This is a genomic window from Microbacterium sp. BG28, from assembly GCF_034044005.1.
Taxonomy (GTDB): Bacteria; Actinomycetota; Actinomycetes; order Actinomycetales; family Microbacteriaceae; genus Microbacterium.
On record NZ_JAXCHA010000003.1, the window covers coordinates 458542 to 475738 of the forward strand.

At 70.2% G+C, this 17197-nt stretch carries 16 protein-coding genes; 10 read left to right on the forward strand and 6 right to left on the reverse strand.

Going from position 1 to position 17197, the window contains the following annotated elements; genetic code table 11:
* Nucleotides 1-34: 34 nt before the first annotated feature.
* Both SK224_RS13290 and SK224_RS13295 read right to left on the reverse strand, forming a co-directional pair.
* Nucleotides 35-310 (reverse strand): hypothetical protein, encoded by a 276-nt coding sequence (locus SK224_RS13290; RefSeq protein WP_320435148.1) that lies wholly within the window; start codon nt 308-310, stop codon nt 35-37.
* 177 nt (nt 311-487) lie between these two features.
* Entirely contained in the window at nt 488-1948 is a 1461-nt protein-coding gene (locus SK224_RS13295) for a glycosyltransferase family 2 protein (RefSeq protein WP_320435149.1), read from the reverse strand.
* An 84-nt stretch (nt 1949-2032) separates the two neighbouring features.
* Between SK224_RS13295 and SK224_RS13300 the strand changes: the two genes are divergently transcribed.
* Nucleotides 2033-2191, forward strand: coding sequence for a hypothetical protein (locus tag SK224_RS13300; RefSeq protein WP_234073626.1), 159 nt, complete (start codon nt 2033-2035; stop codon nt 2189-2191).
* Nucleotides 2192-2291: 100 nt separating this feature from the next.
* On the opposite strand, the gene SK224_RS13305 is transcribed toward SK224_RS13300, so the two are convergent.
* Entirely contained in the window at nt 2292-3020 is a 729-nt protein-coding gene (locus tag SK224_RS13305; protein ID WP_320435150.1) for a peptidase M23, read from the reverse strand.
* 43 nt (nt 3021-3063) lie between these two features.
* Nucleotides 3064-4233, reverse strand: coding sequence for a polysaccharide pyruvyl transferase family protein (locus SK224_RS13310; RefSeq protein ID WP_320435151.1), 1170 nt, complete (start codon nt 4231-4233; stop codon nt 3064-3066).
* Nucleotides 4234-4352: 119 nt separating this feature from the next.
* On the opposite strand from SK224_RS13310, the gene SK224_RS13315 reads away from it, so the two are divergent.
* Both SK224_RS13315 and SK224_RS13320 read left to right on the forward strand, forming a co-directional pair.
* The gene (locus SK224_RS13315; protein ID WP_320435152.1) at nt 4353-6500 is read left to right on the forward strand and encodes a glycosyltransferase; all 2148 of its coding nucleotides are present in this window, start codon (nt 4353-4355) and stop codon (nt 6498-6500) included.
* On the forward strand, nt 6497-7786 hold the full coding sequence (locus SK224_RS13320; RefSeq protein ID WP_320435153.1) for a glycosyltransferase: 1290 nt from the start codon (nt 6497-6499) through the stop codon (nt 7784-7786). The genes SK224_RS13315 and SK224_RS13320 overlap by 4 nt, the downstream gene beginning before the upstream one ends.
* A gap of 124 nt (nt 7787-7910) precedes the next feature.
* On the opposite strand, the gene SK224_RS13325 is transcribed toward SK224_RS13320, so the two are convergent.
* Nucleotides 7911-8591 carry a hypothetical protein gene (locus SK224_RS13325; protein WP_320435154.1) on the reverse strand — a complete coding sequence of 227 codons (681 nt, stop codon included), beginning with the start codon at nt 8589-8591 and terminating at the stop codon, nt 7911-7913.
* A gap of 274 nt (nt 8592-8865) precedes the next feature.
* Here SK224_RS13325 and SK224_RS13330 point away from each other — a divergent pair, with 274 nt between their 5' ends.
* Nucleotides 8866-9552, forward strand: a complete 687-nt coding sequence (locus tag SK224_RS13330; protein ID WP_320435155.1) for a hypothetical protein — start codon at nt 8866-8868, stop codon at nt 9550-9552.
* 216 nt (nt 9553-9768) lie between these two features.
* Here the strand turns inward: SK224_RS13330 and SK224_RS13335 are convergent, their stop codons facing one another.
* On the reverse strand, nt 9769-10575 hold the full coding sequence (locus SK224_RS13335) for a DeoR/GlpR family DNA-binding transcription regulator (RefSeq protein ID WP_320435156.1): 807 nt from the start codon (nt 10573-10575) through the stop codon (nt 9769-9771).
* Between the two features lie 229 nt (nt 10576-10804).
* On the opposite strand from SK224_RS13335, the gene SK224_RS13340 reads away from it, so the two are divergent.
* The 6 genes from SK224_RS13340 to SK224_RS13365 all read left to right on the forward strand — a co-directional run bounded on the left by SK224_RS13340 (nt 10805) and on the right by SK224_RS13365 (nt 17117).
* Nucleotides 10805-12100: a sugar ABC transporter substrate-binding protein gene (locus SK224_RS13340; protein WP_320435157.1), complete on the forward strand. Its 1296-nt coding sequence runs from the start codon at nt 10805-10807 to the stop codon at nt 12098-12100.
* Between the two features lie 67 nt (nt 12101-12167).
* The gene (locus SK224_RS13345) at nt 12168-13097 is read left to right on the forward strand and encodes a sugar ABC transporter permease (protein ID WP_320435158.1); all 930 of its coding nucleotides are present in this window, start codon (nt 12168-12170) and stop codon (nt 13095-13097) included.
* Nucleotide 13098: 1 nt separating this feature from the next.
* Nucleotides 13099-13944, forward strand: coding sequence for a carbohydrate ABC transporter permease (locus tag SK224_RS13350; RefSeq protein ID WP_274287317.1), 846 nt, complete (start codon nt 13099-13101; stop codon nt 13942-13944).
* 62 nt (nt 13945-14006) lie between these two features.
* Nucleotides 14007-14870, forward strand: coding sequence for a ketose-bisphosphate aldolase (locus SK224_RS13355; RefSeq protein ID WP_309733147.1), 864 nt, complete (start codon nt 14007-14009; stop codon nt 14868-14870).
* 35 nt (nt 14871-14905) lie between these two features.
* Nucleotides 14906-16075, forward strand: a complete 1170-nt coding sequence (locus tag SK224_RS13360; protein ID WP_320435159.1) for an ADP-dependent glucokinase/phosphofructokinase — start codon at nt 14906-14908, stop codon at nt 16073-16075.
* A gap of 58 nt (nt 16076-16133) precedes the next feature.
* Entirely contained in the window at nt 16134-17117 is a 984-nt protein-coding gene (locus SK224_RS13365; protein WP_320435641.1) for a carbohydrate kinase, read from the forward strand.
* Nucleotides 17118-17197: the final 80 nt, after the last annotated feature.

Sequence of the window (17197 nt, forward strand, 5' to 3'; positions counted from 1 at the left end):
GGCTTTGTGAGAAAGCTCTCATCTTCGGGTCTTCTCAGACTAGGGCCTCGCCGAGCGATGGGTGGAGGTCCCACGCATTCTGTGCAGAATCGCCGATGGACTCGAAGTTGCGCAGATGACGCACGAGGTCGACGAACCCATCGTCGGTGAACGCGCGGCAGTCCAGGAGGCAGGGCTCGGCTCCCAAGACCGTCACCAAGATGCAGCGCCGCAGGCGCCGGCCCATCCCGGCATCGCCCACGCGCGGCACGCAGAAGCCCACCAGCCCCCGCCGCCAGATGGCTGTGTCCTGCCCGTGGTAGATGTGCACGAGGGGTCCGCGGATCACGATCCGATCGGGCACGATCCTCGCGGTGGAGTGAGTCGTTCGCCGCGGCATCCAGCGCAGCCATGCGCGACGGGGCGGAACGGTGAACTCGGTGTGCGCGGGGTGCATGTCTGAGAGATGCGGGAGCCGCCCGATCGTGACGCGCTTACACGAATTCTCTCAACCGAGGCCCGCCGCGCTGGATGTGGGCGCCGGTGTCGACCTCGGGGCGGCTGCGAGCTTGGGAGTCGGTTTCCAGGCCACCGCGCGGATGCCGACGCTCCACTTGGCGACCGCGACCAGTGGACCGGCGGTGTCGACGATGCCCGCGAAGGGCGTCACCAGGAGCACCAGGAGATGCTCGCGCGCCTTCGTGATCGGAGACATCCCGGTGTAGCGGAGGTTGTAGAAGAGACCGAGCTGCGTGCCGGCGAGCCACAGAGTGAGACCGACGACGGAGACGATCCCGTACACCGTGAGCTCGGGTGGCGCGAGATCGAGTGTCCCGGTCGCGACCGCTTCCGCGGCCGTCATGGTGACGAGCACGGCGTTGGACGCCAGCGCGAGCAGTGAGATGGGGAACCCGAGCGCGTACGTGAACACGCGCACCCGGATCACGACGGCGATGTGCGCGCGGTCGCGGCGTGACAGCCCTCTCCACTGCGGGCTGCGCTGCAGGTGGGACAGCGCCTGCAAGGCGCCGAACACCCAGCGCTCACGCTGCTTGTACGCCGCCTTCAGCGTGAACGGCGGTTGCTCGATCATCTCCGTGTGGTGCCAGCCGAAGACTCCGCGGCCGAATCGCAGGTAGGCGGACAGGCCGAACACCAGGTCTTCGGCGACGAGAGCGGCGCCGTCCAGCGTGCCGATGTCCCATCCGATCTCGTTCTCCAGATCCTGGCGCACGACGAGATTCGAGCCGTGCAGATGTAGTGGCGGAGGACTCGTCATCACGGCGTAGCATTCGTGGCACCCGAAGGGTCGATTCGATTCCATCGCCTTGTTGACGAGCGTGGCGCGGTCCCAGTCGAGACCGTAGGAGATCATGCCCTCCGAGATGCCGACCGGATGCTCGGCCAGCCGGTGGACCAGTCGGGCGAGGTTCATCGGGGTGAGGACGGACTCCTCGTCGAAGTGGACGACGTAGCAATCACGCGGATGGCGCCGGTGCTCGTCGACCATGAACTCCAGCGCACGCGCCTTCAACAGGGTGCCGCGACGCGTGCGGTAGTCCGCGGGCAGGAGGAAGGGGACGACGGGCACTTGCGCGTCGGCGTAGCGCTCCGCCAAGGCGGTGACCTCATGCGCGTCCTCGGTCACGATCTCGATCCACACGGCCGATCGGAGGCTGGGGAAGACCATGACACCCTCCAGCACCGTGTCGATGCCGCGCTGCACGACGGACAGCGCGCCGCCCTTCGTCGTGATCTGGATGAGGAACTGAGCCGTGCGCCCGCGCTCGGCGGCGGCGCGGAGCGCATGCGCCACGTCGGTGTCGGTGATCGTCCGCCGCGACACATGGGCGTGGGCGCTGGCGCGTACGACCATCCACCAGAAGTACAGGTAGGTGGCGACCAGCAGGAACATGGCCGCGAACAGGAACCACCCGAGCGGTGACAGGTCAGGGGCGAAGCGGATCATCGATGCATCTGGGCGCCCATGCCCGTTGCTGCGGCGTTCGTCAAGGGCCCCACGTGTGAACGAGCCGAAACGCAGACTGAGGGCATGGTCGGAATCGCTGTTCTCTTGGTCATCATCGGAATCGTTCTGCTGCTGCTGGGCGTGTTCGTGGAAGCGGTGAAATTCCTGCTCTGGATCGGGCTGATCATCCTCGTCATCGGGATCATCGCCGCGTTGATGCGCTTCATCCGCCGACAGAGTTAGTCTCCGCGCGACCTTCGAATCTATGCCGTGTGCGCGGACCCCTCGCCGGCGGTGAGTAGTTCTCCGTCTCGATCGGCGCGCCCGAACTGTCCCGCACCGCTCAGGAGGGGCAGAGCGTGATCCCGTCCGTGCGGTCTCCCGCGCGGGGTGTGCCGTTCAGCGCCGCGACGACGCGCACCGCGCGATCCCAGAACCGGGCGTAGTGCAGCGGGTCGGCGTTGATCTGCGTGGCGTGTGCGACCTGCGTGGGATCGAGTGCTCCCCGGTCCGGGACGCGCTCGGCCATCGCGCGGAAGAAGATCGTCGCCGCCGTGTACGGATCGAGACGCTCCTCGCGAGAGCCCCAGGAATCCTGCTGTTGGAACAGCCCGATCGACGTCGTGGGCGATCCGTCGGGATTGGTCACTCCGCTCGTCTCCCAGTCGCCGTAGTCGAGGTTCCGCAGCGATGATTCGCCCATCGCGGTCATGATCGCGATGGTCTGATCGCGCTCGTCGAAGCCGAGATCGCGCCCCGCCGCGAGGATCGTGCACGCGTTGGCGAGCTGGCCCGAACCGTAGCCCGCGATGCCCGGTTCGGCGATACCGGGCGGGCGGGGCGCGCCGTCGACACCGACGTCGATCCGATCGTCGGCATCGAAGACGCTGATCGCTGCGCCGCCGGCGACGATCAGCGCCCCGACCAGGACAAGGGGGGCCGCGACGAGAAGGACGACGGCCGCGATGAGCCCCCCGCGCATCCCCCGTCGCCGGGCGGAGCGGGCACGTCGATGACGAGGGCGTCGCCGGGTGGGCGGTCGGCGACGGGCGGCCGAGGGACGTCGGGACATCGCGGTCAGGGTAGAGGGCGCACCTGGAGTTTCCCCGGGGGGCTCAGCCCAGGGCCGCCGCCACGTCGTCCCACCACTGCGACGCCCGCGAGCGGTGCGCGTGGAACCGCTCGGCCGCCGTGCCGCGCAGGGACGCGGCACGAGAGATCAGGGAAGGCAGCAGAGCGGATGCGGCCGTGGCGTCGTCGATGTCGATCACGCCGTCCTGACCCCAGGGCTCGAGCGCTCCGGTGAGCTTGATGCGCGTGTACTCGTCTGCCGCGAGGGCGAGCACGGGCACCCCCGACGGTGCGGCGAAGACCACGGGGTGATAGCGCGAGCTGATGAGCAGGCGCGCGGAGCGCGCGAGCGACACGGCGTGTGCCGTGTCCGCCGTGGTCTCCAGCCTGCTGGGGGTGTGCAGATGGGCGCGGACGCGTTCGTGCACCACGACGTCTCCGCGCACGTCTCCGTCGGCGAGGGGGCCGAAGTGCGCGTGGAAGACGACCGGGGCGCCCGTGTGCTCGGCGGCGGTGTCGATCATTCGGGCCAGGGCCTGATCGACCGCATCCGTCGGGCGATGCGCGTACCAGCCGGACAGGCTCACGAGCAGCGGTCCGGATGTGGGCGCGACGGTGGGGGCGTCGAGGAAGGAGGCGTCGTCGACCTGCCGGCGGGGGTCGAGCCCCCAGGAGCGCACGAGCGTGCCTGTGGTGCCCTCGCGCACGCCGACCAGCGCGGCGGCAGCGAGCGCTGCACGCAGCCGGGCCTCGTCATCCGCGGTCAGATCGGGGCCGAAGGTCTGGCCGCTGAAGACCACCGGCAGCCCGCGTGCGGCCGCCATCCGGGTGAGCGTCGTGCGCTCGTAGATGTGCACCGGCCAGCGGGAGGCGAGATTGCCGCCGCCGGTGTGCAGCACGCCGGTGACCGTGCCCAGCGCGTCGAGGACGCCTCGGGCCGGATCGTCGGCGGCGAGGCCCGCGCGGCCGGCCGCCGCATCCGCCAACTGCTCGGCCCGGTGGGCCGCGGCGGCTGGATCGAGTCCCACGAAGCCCAGTCGGTCCACGGCGTCGATCCCGTACCGCTCGCGGGTCTCGGCGGGGGCGGATGAGATTCCGATCGTGTCGATGCCGCGACGACCGAGCTCGACCACGGCGGCGTCGAACATCGCCTCATCGCCGACATGGAACAGATCGTCGACGACGCCGACATCGCCGATGGCAAGAACGCTCACGCGGGCTCCGGGATCGTAGCGGGGGAAGGGGGGCGACTCAACGCTAGCCTGCCGTACAGACGTGTTCTCTACGATCGATTCGCTCGTGGTCGTGCGGCGACGGTGAAGGGAAGTGGGACGTGGGGATTCAGACGTCCATGGATGCGGTGCTGAGCGCTCCGACGATCGTCGACGCGCTGCGCCGCGCCGACGAGCTGGCGTTCGAGGCGGGCCGGGAGCCGGGTGTGCGGTCGCTGCGCCATCTGGCCGCGGCACTCGCGAGCGAGGATGACGTGCGCGCCCTCGCGGCGGTGCACGCGCTGGGAGCGATGACCGACGAGGAAGCCGGACGCATGCTGGCGGCGCTGCTGTCGGATCGTCGCGCGTACGTGCGTGAGCACGCGGCGTGGGCACTGTCGCAGGGACTGCCGCGACTCGACGCGGTCGGTCGCCTCATCGCGATGGTGGCCGCGGGCGGGTTCTCCGCCATGCTCGCGCAGCGCACCCTCGAGGGCTGGTCGGTTCCCTCCGGCGAGGTGCTGGGCGTCGCCCTCGAGGCGGCTCTCGTGTCCACCGACGACCCCGCCGCCCGGGCGCGTCTGGTCGAGACCCTCGGGCTCGTCCGCGCACCCCTGGCGACCAGACCGCTGATCTCGATCGCCCGCGACGAGGCGGAGGACGACGCGGTGCGAGAAGCCGCCATCGCCGCGCTCGGACAGCGGCCCGGACAGCCCGGAGTCGAGAGCACGCTCGACGAGCTCATGGCGACCACGGGTCGGCTGGCGTCCGTGGCGCGGCTGGCGCTGCTGGATCTCGTGCCGCCGCAGCCGGATGCGGCCGACGCACCCCGCACGATCGCGCAGTTGTTCCTGCACGCCGACATGGACGCGCAGCTGGCGACGGCGGGCGCCGGCGACAACGGCGGCATCGCGACTCTGCTCGTGCGGCTCGGCGACGCGCTGGTCGCCGACGACTCCGGGCTCGTGGAGCGCGTGATCACCCTCGGGCGCGGCAGCACCGACCAGGCCGCGAGCGATCTTCTCGACGTCGCGGGCACCCGTGGCGGGCACCGCTTCGGACGTGTGCCCATGGCATCCTCGCCGGTGCCCTCCGCTGCGGCGTGGGGGCTGCGCGTGCAGGCGCGTCGTGGCATCCGCCGGGTGCTGCGCGCCGCGGGGCGCGTGGACGTGCTGCACCTGCGCATGGCGGATGTGGGAAGCCTCGCGGCGGCCGATGTCGCCCGTGAGCTCGGCATCCCCACCGTGTTCACGCTGGCTCCCGACCCGCACTCCGTGATCACCTCGCTGGAGGAGTCGGGCCAGCTCACGCGGGAGGGGTTCGGCGAGGCGGACCTCCGCGAGCACTACTGGTTCCGTGCCCGACTCGTGCAGTCGCTGGCTGCAGGTGCCGAGCACACGGTCCTCTTTCCCCGTCCGACGCTCGCCGACGACATGAAGCGGCTCGTCGGCGTGGACATCACCACGCACGCCGAGCGGCACACCGTCGTCGCCGAGGGCGTCGATCTCGCCGTCGTCGATGACGCCGTCTCCCGTGTCGCGGCCTCTGGCGGGACGGGCGACGCGCCGGCAGGACTGGCCGAACTCGAGCGGATGCTGGCCGAGCTGCCCCCGGAGCGCCGTGGCCTGCCGCTGCTGGTCAGCGTGGGTCGCCTGCACCGCGTGAAGGGCATGGCATCGCTCGTCGAGGCGTGGCACGCCTCCGCGCTCGCCGAGCGTACGAACCTGCTGATCATCGGCGGCGACCTCACGCATCCGTCGGTCGACGAGCGGGAGCAGCTCGAGCGCATCGACGCCATCGTTCCGGCCGCTGAGCGCGCAGCGCGAGGCCTCCTGCTTCCCGGGCACCGCCCGAACGGGGTCACGGCGCTGTGGCTGGCGGCCGCCCGCCTCGGTCTGCCCGGCCTCGCCGCCCCTGCCGGGGTGTACGTCTGCGCGAGCATCAAGGAGGAGTTCGGCATCGCCCTGTTGGAGGCGATGGCGACGGGACTGGTCGTCGTGGCGCCGGACGCCGGCGGCCCCGCCACCTACGTCGAGCCCGGCCGCACCGGGTTCCTCGCGCCGACCTGGGACCGCGAGCGTTTCGTCGCCGCGATCACCGAGGCGCTCGCGCACGCGAGTGTCGACCCGGATGCTGTCGCCGAGCGCTCGCACGCGATGGTCGCCGAACGGTTCACGATCCAGGCGATGGCGGCGACGCTCGCTCCGTTGTACCAGGCCGTGGCCTCGCAGGACGCGGACCTCGCCCGTCTGGCGGTGCTGCCCTCGTGAGACTGCTCGTCATCAGCCCGGACTACGCCTCACACCTGCTGCCGCTCGCGACCCTCGCGACGGCGTGGCAGGACCGCGGGCACGAGGTCACCGTGGCGACGGGGCCCGCGACGGCACCCATCGTCGCGGATGCCGGTTTCGCGCACGTCGAGCTGTCGCTCGGACGGGGCGCGAACGCGGGAGTCATGCGTACCGCGCAGCAGCAGGCGGACGAGGCCTCCTCGCTCGAGGGGTTCTTCTCCGCGACGCGCCGCGGCATGGTCGAGACGCTCACTTACCAGGCCCGGGAACGGCTGACGGATCTCATGTGGGATCCGGTCGGCCGCGGCCGCCGGACGCTCGAGATCATCGACCGGGTTCGGCCCGACCGCATCCTCGTCGACCACCTGGCTTTCAGCGCGCGGATGGCCATGCAGGCCGCCGGCGTCGCATACGGGGACGTCGTGCTGGGCCACCCGACGGCGCTGCCGGTGCCGGGGGAGCTCTACGGCGTGCCGCCGTTCTGGCCCCGCGCTTTCGCCCCGGATGCGGAGAGTCTGGCGGCCCTGCGTTCGCTGGCGGCCCAGGTGTCGGAGCGATTCACCGCGCAGTGGAACGACGCCGCATCCGAGCTCGATCCCGCCGCTCCCGTCGTGGCCGACGCCTTCGCGTCGCACGGCGCCACGGTGCTCTACAACTACCCCGAGCAGCTCGCCGACGGCGACGGCCGGGCCATGGCCCCGGGAACCTTCCTCGGCTCGACGCTGCGCGAGGAGGCCGTGGATCCGTCGATCTCCCGCTGGATCGATGAGGGCGAGCCCTACGTGTACGTGAGCTTCGGCAGCTTCCTCTCGGTGCGCGACGATGTGCTGGCCCGCGTGGTCGAGGCGCTGCGCACGCTCGGCGTGCGCGCCGCGATCGCGACAGGCGCCGCCGACACCGCGGCGTGGGGCGACATCCCCGCCGACTGGCTCGTGCGCGAGTACCTGCCGCAGGTGCGCCTGCTGCGCTCCGCCGCGGCCGTGATCACCCACGGCGGCAACAACTCCGTCACCGAGGCCTGCGCGCAGGGTGTGCCGCTGGTGGTGCTGCCGTTCTCGACGGATCAGTTCGCGGGTGCTGCGGCGCTGGAGCGCACGGGGGTGGGCATCGCGTGCGATCCCAACCGCGTGACCGCGGCCGAGCTCGCAGACGCCGTCGCCCGGCAGCTGCGGCCGGATGCGGCGGTCCCGGCGCTGCGCGACCGGATGCGGCGCGACGGCCGCGACCGCCCCGGTCCGCTGCGGGCGTTCGACGCGCTGGCCTGAACCAGCGCCGGCCCGGATGCTCACGCGGGGTCGCCCCGAGCGAGCATCCGTTCGTCGAGTGCGCATCCGATCGAGTGCTCGTTCGGCGCGGGCGTGCTCGCTCTGCGAGCTGGACCTGTGCTGGTCAGGAGATGCCGACGAGGCGCGCGATGGCGCCGGGGTCGGCGGCTGCCGCCCGGTAGAGACCCATGCGGGCCTCGTTGGCCTCGTAGCCTGCGCCGACGCGCTGCTCGGCCGCGTGGTGCAGTGCGTAGACGCGTCCTGCGTGGCGGCGCGGCGGTTCGCCGAGCACGGCCTGATGGGTGAGGTACCAGGCAGCATCCTCGAAGCCCCATCCGCGGAACGCCTCGTCCTGGCCGCCGTGCGCGAACCATGTCTGCGGGGTCGCGACGTAGACGCCGGAGCAGGCGCCGTCGACGTACTGCTCGACGGTGCAGTCGATGAGCGGTGCACCGGCCGCGTACTCGGCCGAGCCGCTCGCGCCGAGCCAGCGGTACTCGTCGTAGGGCAGGTGCACGCGTCCGCTCGTGCGGGCGGCGGCGATCGCGGCGCGCAGCGGTTCCGCCTCGGGGAGGGTGTCGGCGTCGCCGATCACGACGACCGCATCCGGATGCGCGGTGCGCATCGCGAGGTTGCGGCAGGCGGCGAGGACGAACACGTCGTCATCGGTGTCGATCGTGCGCACCGACGCCTCGGGCAGATGGGTCTCGTACCAGCGGCGGACGAGGGCGAACGGTGCGCGGCGGGTCGGCGCGTCCCGCCAGGGGATCACGACCTCGACGGGGGGAACGAGAGCTGTGGACATCGCGCTCAGCATAAGTCCGTTCCGGGCTCCCGATGACCCCTTGCGCCTACCGGCCTCGCGCTCGCCCGGGCGCCGGCGTGGGTCGGCCGGCCCGGTGCCGGGCCGCATCCGCGGGTCGGAGAATCGGGAGGATGTCGGAGGATGCGGGCCGAAACCTCCGACGCGGGGCGTTTTCTCCGACCGGGCGGTCGGGATCGGGGTGCCCGGGACCCGGATAATCTGGAGGCGACGGCTGTGGGGGCCGTTTCGAAACCCTGGGGGGAAGATGTCACGCGTGCCCGTGCGCAAGCGGTTCGGTCTCTGGACAGTCGCCGGCGGAGCGCTGTTCGCTCTGCTGCTCATCATCAGCCTGTTCAGTACGGGGATCGGAGGGCTGCTGATCATGGCGGGGCTCATCGCCTTCGTCACCGGCCTCTATGTGGTGGTCACTCGGCGACCGAGTTGGGCCGGGCTGCCCGCGATGCGGCGCGTGGGCGCGGCCGTCGCGGCGGGCGGCCTCGTGGTGCTCATGGTCGGTGGGGCCGCATACGGCGCCATGAATCCGCGCGAGGTCTCGGTGACTCCCGTCGCGACGTCGAGTCCCACCTCTCACGGTGGTGCGCTGACCACACCGCGGCCCACGCCCTCGCGGACCGTCACATCCACACCGACACCCACAGCCACACCCACGCCGACTCCGACGCCCACCGAGGTCCCCGCCGACCCGGCACAGCCCGCTCCCGCGCCGGCACAGCCCGCTCCCGCGCCGGCACAGCCCGCACCCGCGCCGGCACAGCCGGCTCCCGCCGCTCCTCAGCCGGAGGCGCCGCCGGCTCCCGCTCCCGAACCGGCCGCGCCGGCCACCGTGCATCCTGGTGCCTTCTGCTCATCCGCCGGCGCGACGGGTGTGAGCAAGAACGGCGTGCCGATGGTGTGCACGACGACCGCTGAGGACTCGCGGCTGCGCTGGCGCGCTGCCTAGAGCCGTCGCCGGTCGCCGGCGACCGGCGCCAGCCGCATCCGTCCGTCGGAGAATCGTGCGAATGTCGGAGGATCCGGGCCGAAACCTCCGACGCGAGGTGTCTTCTCCGACCGCACGAGTCGCACGGACCGCTCCGACGGCACGAGCCGCGCGAACCGGCACAGCCCGGCACCGCCCGCACCCGGCCCGCACGCCGTCGCGCGGGGTCGGCGCGCCTCAGTCGCAGATGACCGTGACGCCGGCGGCGGCGAGGGCCGCGGCCAGATCGGCTGGCGGGGGCGCGTCGGTGATGAGGTAGTCGGCGCCCTCGAGGGCGGTCACCTGGGCGAACAGGCGGCGCCCGAGCTTGGTGGAGTCGGCGAGGATCGCGGTGCGATCGGCGCGCTGGATCATCTCGGCCATCATCGTCGAGTCGCCGAGGTTGGAGGCGGAGTATCCGGATGCGTCCACGGCCCCCACCGCGACAAAGGCGATGTCGGCGCGGATGTCCACATCGGGTCCGGCGGAGGTCATCGCGAGGCTCACAGGCCCGGTCGTCGCCTGGGTGATGGTGCGCACGGCTCCGCCGAAGACGTAGAGGTCACGGAACACGCTCGGCGGGATCTCCGCGGGGACCCGCAGGTTGTTCGTGGCGATCGTGAGGTCGCGGTGATTGCGCAGCGCCCGGACGAGGGCGAGCACCGTCGTGCCGCCGTTGATCATGAGCACCGCGCCGTCGTCGACGAGCTCGGCGGCGAGCTTGCCGATCTTCTCCTTCTCGGGCACCTGCATCCGTAGCCGCACATCCAGCCCGCGATCCCTGCCCGGCCCCTCCGATGCGCTCATCGCACCCCCGTGCGTGCGCACGAGCGCGCCCTGACGATCGAGCTCGTCCAGGTCGCGGCGGATGGTGTCGATCGAGACGCCGAAGTGCGCGGAGAGGTCGGCGACGGTGACCTGTCCGACCTCCTCCACGTAGGCGGCGAGATCCGCCTTGCGTCCGGCGGGCAGTCGGCGGGAGGTGCTTTTGCGCTGCGCGTCCATGGCCTCATATCTAGCACAGGACTGCACAAAACGGCGGAAGCGACCGCACGTATCCGCAAACTTCTGGACCCGGAGTCCAGCCCAACGGGTCGATGAACCCCGTCATTCAGGGGCTCTCGTGACCATTCCGTGTCTTGACGGGATGCAGGCAGCGCTGCATAATCTTGCTTAAACAGGCATGAAGCTGCAGAAATGAGCGGAATGCCGCACCATCTCGAAGAGGAGAGACATGTCCGCATTCCGGCGAGGACGCCGTACCGCAATCATGCTCATGGGCGTCGCGACAGCGGCGACCACGCTTCTGGCTCTGACGGGCTGCTCGTCGGGCGGCAGCGGTTCGGGCGACAGCGGCGGCGACGTCACGATCGAATTCGCGCAGTGGTGGGAGCCCGAACTCCCCGACGGCGAATTCCGCGCCCTCATGGACGAGTTCGAACAGGCCAACCCCGGCATCAAGGTCGACCTCGTCAGCGGCCCGTACGCATCGACGAAGGAACAGCTCTTCGCCGGCGCCGCATCCGGCACGATGCCCGACGTCGTCGGTCTCGACGGGGCGTGGGTCAACGACTTCGCCTCCAAGGGCGTCATCACCGACCTCGGTCCGCTGCTCAAGGACGCAGGCTTCGACGAGAGCGAGCTGGCCGCCCAGATCAAGGTCGACGACAAGACCTACATGATCCCGGTCGTCAACTTCGTCTACCCGATGTTCACGAACGACGCCCTGCTCTCGCAGGCGGGAGTCAGCGCCCCGCCGTCCACCCGCACCGAGTTCGAGGATGCGGCCACGAAGATCACCGCTCTCGGCGGCGACGTGCACGGCTGGGTGCTGCCGCTCTCGCTCGAGGCGCCGAACGGCGTGCAGAACGACGTCATGTCGTGGGTGTGGGCCTCGGGCGGAACGATGCTCGACGGCGGCAAGCCCGACCTCACCAACAAGGACGTCACGAGCGCTGTCGAGTACATCGGCGACCTGTGGAATGAGGGCGTGATCGCCCCCGGCAGCTTCACCATGAAGGAGCAGGACAAGGTCGAGGAGTTCACCAACGGCCGGGTCGGCATGATGATCGACTCGCTCGCGCACATCAACCTCATCCGCGAGAACAACCCCGACCTCAAATTCTCGATCTCGGCGATCCCCGCCAAGGACGGCTTCACGGGTGAGCGCGGCATCCCCTACGCCTCGTGGGGCATCGGCGTGGCCGAGAACTCGCAGCACAAGGATGCGGCGGCCAAGCTCGTGGCGTTCCTGATGAGCAAGGACACCAACTCGAAGCTGTCGACGATGGCGAAGGCCTTCCCCGGCAACACCGGTTCGGAGCCCGACTTCGTGAACGACGACGAGTTGTTCAAGACCGCGTTCGAGATCTACAAGGCCGGCTACCCGGCCAACGAGTTCACCGGCCTCCCCGTGGCCGAGGACCTCATGCGTCAGCTCGGCGAGCAGCTGCAGTCCGCCCTCGACGGACAGCAGTCCATCCCCGATGCGCTGAAGAAGGCGCAGGAGAGCTGGACGGCGGAGTTCTGATCCTTTTCCGCCACCGGGTGCCGCACCGCGCGGTGCGGCACCCGGATACGTCAGGAGTTGACCGAGCATGACACTCAGAACGCTGACCGCGCCGGACACGGAGACGCTCGTCACCGGCCGGCCGCCGGGCAAGAAGCGCCGTCAGTTGCGGCGCACGACGGAGTCGTACGGCTTCCTCGCCCCCACCCTCATCCTGCTGTTCATCCTGATGGTCGTGCCGATCGTCATGGTCGTCGGCTACTCGCTGCAGGACAGCGCGATCCTCGGGCCCCCGCCGGAGTTCGTCGGCATCCAGAACTACCTGACGGTCCTGGGCGACCCGGGCTTCTGGAAGGCGACGGGCAACACGATCTTCTTCAGCGTCGTCAGCGTCGCCGCCCACCTCGTGCTGGGTCTCGGCTTCGCGATGATGCTCAACAGTCGCCTGCTCGGCGCCGTCACGCGCACGGTCTTCCGCGCCCTCTACGTGCTGCCGTGGCTGTTCACCGCCGCCGTCATCGCGGTGCTGTGGCGGATGCTGCTCGCCCCCAACGGCGTCATCAACTTCCTGCTCAACACCAACATCGAGTGGCTCGCCTCGCCGCAGCTGGCGCTGGGCACCGTCACCTTCATCAACATCTGGGCGGGCTACCCGTTCTTCATGGTCAGCCTCCTCGCGGGACTGCAGGGCATCCCGCAGGATCTCTACGAGGCGGCCACCGTCGACGGCGCGACCGCCTGGCAGCGTTTCTGGAACGTCACGGTGCCGCAGCTGCGTCCGATCATCATCAGCCTCGTGCTGCTGGATCTCATCTGGACCTCGCAGCAGTTCGCGCTCATCTGGATGACCACCGGCGGTGGGCCGATCGATGTGACCGAGATGCTCAGCACGTTCACCTACAAGCTCGCCTTCGCCAAGTACGACTTCTCGCTGGCGGCCACATCCGCCGTGCTCGTGCTGCTGATGTCGATGGTGCTGGCCGTGTTCTACGTGCGCCACCAGAAGGTGAGGGACTGACATGTCGATGACCACTGCTTCGCGCACCCGTCTCGCCCGCACGCTGCTGCTCGTGGGCCTCGTGGCGGGCGCCGTCTTCGCCGCCGGTCCCGTGCTGTGGATGCTGTCGAGCTCGTTCAAGCCCAACACCCAGATCTTCGAGAGCCCGCCGCGCCTGGTGACCGACGCGTTCTCGTTCGACGCCTACGTCAAGATCTTCACCAACGCGGAGACGATGCGGTTCTTCCTGAACAGCTACATCGTCGCCGGTGCGGTCACGATCCTGACGCTGCTGGTCGCGATCCAGGCGGCGTACGCATTCAGCCGTTTCGACTTCCGCGGCAAGCGGGTGCTGAACGTCATCATCGTCAGCGTCCAGGCGGTGCCGCCGATCACGCTGCTGATCCCGTACTTCGGCCTGATGGTCGCCCTGGGCCTCTACAACACCTACCCGGGCCTCATCTTCACCTACATGGTGTTCACGCTGCCCTACGCGATCATCATGATGACCGGGTACTTCAACACCCTGCCGCGCGAACTCGACGAGGCCGTGCGCGTCGACGGAGCGGGCTCGTTCACCGCGCTCTGGCGTGTGCTGGTGCCGATCTCGGTGCCGGGCATCGTCTCGGTCGGCATCTACACGTTCATGATCGCGTGGAACGAGTACCTGTTCGCGCTGACCCTCACCCGCACCACCGACATGCGCACGGTGCCGATCGGCATCCAGTTGCTCATGGGCCAGCACTCGTACGAGTGGAACCAGATCATGGCGATGAGCATCCTCGGCTCGATCCCCGTGCTGATCCTCTTCCTCGTGCTGCAGCGCTTCTTCATCAGCGGCCTGACGGCCGGCTCGGTCAAGAGCTGACCCGCACCCTTCCCGTTTGTTCCCGACGTCCCGTCACCCATCCCACTCAAGGAGAATCCATCGTGCTGTACACCGGTAAGTCCATCCTCGACGTCGCCAACGAGCACAACTTCGCCATCCCCGCGTTCAACATCAGCGACTGGGCGATGTTCAACGGCGTCATGGACATCAGCGAGGAGAAGCAGGCCCCGGTGATCATCGCGATCCACCCGGATGAGGTCTCGCACATCACCACCGACCTGATCGCCGCCATGCACTCCCGCGCCCACCGCTCCTCGGTGCCCGTCGCGATCCACTGGGATCACGGCGGCAGCTACGAGCAGATGATCGTGGCCATCCAGTCCGGCTTCACCTCGGTGATGATCGACGCCTCGCTCCTGCCGTTCGAGGAGAACGTGGCCCTGACGCGGAAGGTCGTCGAGGCCGCGCACGCCGTCGGCATCCAGGTGGAGGGCGAGCTCGGCACGATCGGCGCGAACGACAGCTACGGCGAGTCGGGGGCGGCGGAGATCATCTACACGAACGTGGCGGACGCGGTGCGCTTCGTCGAGGAAACCGGCGTCGACAGCCTCGCGATCGCCATCGGCACCTCGCACGGCCTGTACCCGGCCGACAAGAACCCCGAGCTGCGCCACGACCTGCTCGAGGAGATCAAGGCGGCCGTGGGCATCCCGCTCGTGCTGCACGGCGGGTCGGCGAACCCGGACTCGGAGCTGCGCCGCGCGGTGGAGCTCGGAGTCAACAAGATCAACATCTCCAGCGACATCAAGGTCTCGTACCACAACAAGATGCGCGAGATCCTCGGCACCGATGAGCGACTGCGCGAGCCGAACGCCATCCAGCCGGGCGCGATCGCGGCGCTGAAGGTGACCGCAGCCGAGAAGATCGACCTGTTCGGGGCGACCGGCAAGGCCGCACTGTACTGACCGGCACAAGGCACGGGATTCACGAGAGAGGCGCCGTGGTGGGAAAGCTCGTTCTGGGGCTCGGTGGCACCGTCGACTACGAGGTGCGATGGGATGCGGCCGTGCTCGAGCAGCTGGCGCGCGCGTACCGCGTGCGTCGGGGCGAGCTGACCACCGCGGCGCCGATCGACGACGAGCGCTCGCTCGTCGTCACGGTGCTCGGCTTCCTGGCCGCCGGCGGCGGCGGAGAGCGGTTCGTGGCCGCATCCGAGATCGTGACGCGCTTCGCCGAACGCTTCGAGACGCGCGTGACGCTGGGCGGCACGGGCGTGCGGGCGGGGCTCGCGCTGGCGCGGCTGGGCATCCCCAGCGTGCAGCACCTCGTGAGCATCGACGACAACGTGCGGCGCCTGCTGCCGCCCGAGCTCTCCTACATCTGCTCGGCGACGCGGGACACCCTCGATCCGCACCTCATCGTGCAGTACCCCGCGGGCGCACGCGTCGCCCTCGTCGACGGTGAGGTGATCGCGCCGGCGCCGAACCGGATCATCTTCGCGAACGATGCGCCCAACCGCGAGATGGCGCTGGCGCCCGAGCTCGCCGACGCGCTCGCCGACGCCGACGCCTTCCTCATCTCCGGGTTCAACACGATGCAGGACCCGGCGCTTCTCTCCTCACGTCTCGACGACCTGCGGGCGGCGATGACCCGCCTGCCTGCCGAGGCCCTCGTCTACTACGAGGATGCGGGCTTCTACCGTCGGGAGTTCTCCGACATCGTCCGTGCGCGCCTCGGCGACGTCATCGACGTGCACGGCATGAACGAGGACGAGCTGCAGGAGTACGTCGGGCGCCCGGTATCGCTGACGGATGCCGCGGATGTCGCCGACGCGCTCGCCGCGGCCCAGCGCCTGATCGGCGCCCCCGCGCTCGTCGTGCACACGCGTTACTGGGCGATCGCGACGGGGCCGGAGGCCGGCCGACACCGCGGCGCGCTCGAGAACGCCGTGCGGCTCGCGGCAACCCGCTACCGCCTCGGCGATGCGGCCACCGCGCACGACATGGCCGCCACGGCCGGGTTCGACCGGCATCCGGACGGCGAACGGGTGGTGGCCGAGGTGGCGCGCCTGGTGCCCGGCGCGGTGGGCGTCGCCGCCTACCGCGCCGAGGTCGCCCACCCGACGACCATCGGCCTCGGTGACACGTTCGTCGGCGGGTTCCTGGCATGAGCGGGGTCGTCGGGACGGTTCACGCCCGGAGCGAGTGCGAAGGGTCTCGAGCGTGAGCATGATCGTGCGACTGCCATCGAACCGGCCCGCCCGGCGCTTCTACCGCGGCGGACGGCAGATCACCGACTTCCGCCGCGAGGCGCCCGCGGGCAGCCACGAGCCGGAGGACTGGGTCGCCTCGTGCACGACGGCGTTCGGCGAGCGTGAGGTCGGGCTGAGCCGGTTGCCCGGCGGCGCGCTGCTGCGCGAGGAGATCGCTGCCGATCCCGTGCGCTGGCTCGGCCACGCGCACGTCGCGCGGTGGGGCGCCGACCCGCAGCTGCTCGTGAAGCTTCTGGATGCGGGGCAGCGGCTGCCGGTGCACGCCCACCCCGACGACGCGTTCGCCGCGGAACGGCTGGGCCACGCGCACGGCAAGGCCGAAGGCTGGTACATCCTCCGCGGCGGCTGGGTGCACGTGGGGCTGCGTCGTCCCGTCGCGGCCAGCGAACTGCACGACCTCGTCGAGAATCAGGACACGGCGGCGCTGCTCGATCTGCTGCACACCGTGCCGGTGCAGCCGGGGGATGTGGTGTGGATCCCGCCCGGCGAGCTCCACGCGATCGGCGAGGGGGTGCTGCTGCTGGAGCTGCAGCAGCCCGAAGACCTCTCGATCCTGCTCGAGTGGCGCGGCTTCGAGCTCGATGGCGCCCGCGACGGGCATCTGGGCCTCGGCTTCGCCCGAGCGCTCGAGGCCGTGAACCTGAACCGCCGCGAGCCGGCCGAACTCGCGCGGCTCGTGCAGCACGCGCCGTTCACGGCACGCTCGGTATCTGTGTTCCCGCCCGAGGCCGACCCGTTCGTGCGGCTCGAGCGGCATCGGGTGACGGATGCGGGGCGTCTGGCCACGGGCTTCGCGGTGCTCGTGGTGACCCTTGGCGTGCTCGAGGTCGCCGGGGAGCGCGCGCCGGCGGGGAGCGTGTTCCTCGTGCCGGCCGCCGAGGGCGAGGTGTTGGTGGCCGGAGAGGGCGAGGTGCTCGTCGCCCGGCCGCCCGCGCCCTGACCGAGCGTGCCGATCCGCCGGTCCCGCATCCGGCGGTCGGAGAATCGCGCGAATGTCGGAGCATCGGGGCTGAAACCTCC

What these genes read in the sequence shown, in the direction of transcription:
- SK224_RS13295 (WP_320435149.1), bottom strand. Translation starts at nt 1,948, where the DNA reads ATGATCCGCTTCGCCCCTGACCTGTCACCGCTCGGGTGGTTCCTGTTC.
- SK224_RS13300 (WP_234073626.1), top strand. Translation starts at nt 2,033, where the DNA reads ATGGTCGGAATCGCTGTTCTCTTGGTCATCATCGGAATCGTTCTGCTG.
- SK224_RS13305 (WP_320435150.1), bottom strand. Translation starts at nt 3,020, where the DNA reads ATGTCCCGACGTCCCTCGGCCGCCCGTCGCCGACCGCCCACCCGGCGA.
- SK224_RS13325 (WP_320435154.1), bottom strand. Translation starts at nt 8,591, where the DNA reads ATGTCCACAGCTCTCGTTCCCCCCGTCGAGGTCGTGATCCCCTGGCGG.
- SK224_RS13335 (WP_320435156.1), bottom strand. Translation starts at nt 10,575, where the DNA reads ATGGACGCGCAGCGCAAAAGCACCTCCCGCCGACTGCCCGCCGGACGC.
- SK224_RS13340 (WP_320435157.1), top strand. Translation starts at nt 10,805, where the DNA reads ATGTCCGCATTCCGGCGAGGACGCCGTACCGCAATCATGCTCATGGGC.
- SK224_RS13345 (WP_320435158.1), top strand. Translation starts at nt 12,168, where the DNA reads ATGACACTCAGAACGCTGACCGCGCCGGACACGGAGACGCTCGTCACC.
- SK224_RS13350 (WP_274287317.1), top strand. Translation starts at nt 13,099, where the DNA reads ATGTCGATGACCACTGCTTCGCGCACCCGTCTCGCCCGCACGCTGCTG.
- SK224_RS13365 (WP_320435641.1), top strand. Translation starts at nt 16,134, where the DNA reads ATGATCGTGCGACTGCCATCGAACCGGCCCGCCCGGCGCTTCTACCGC.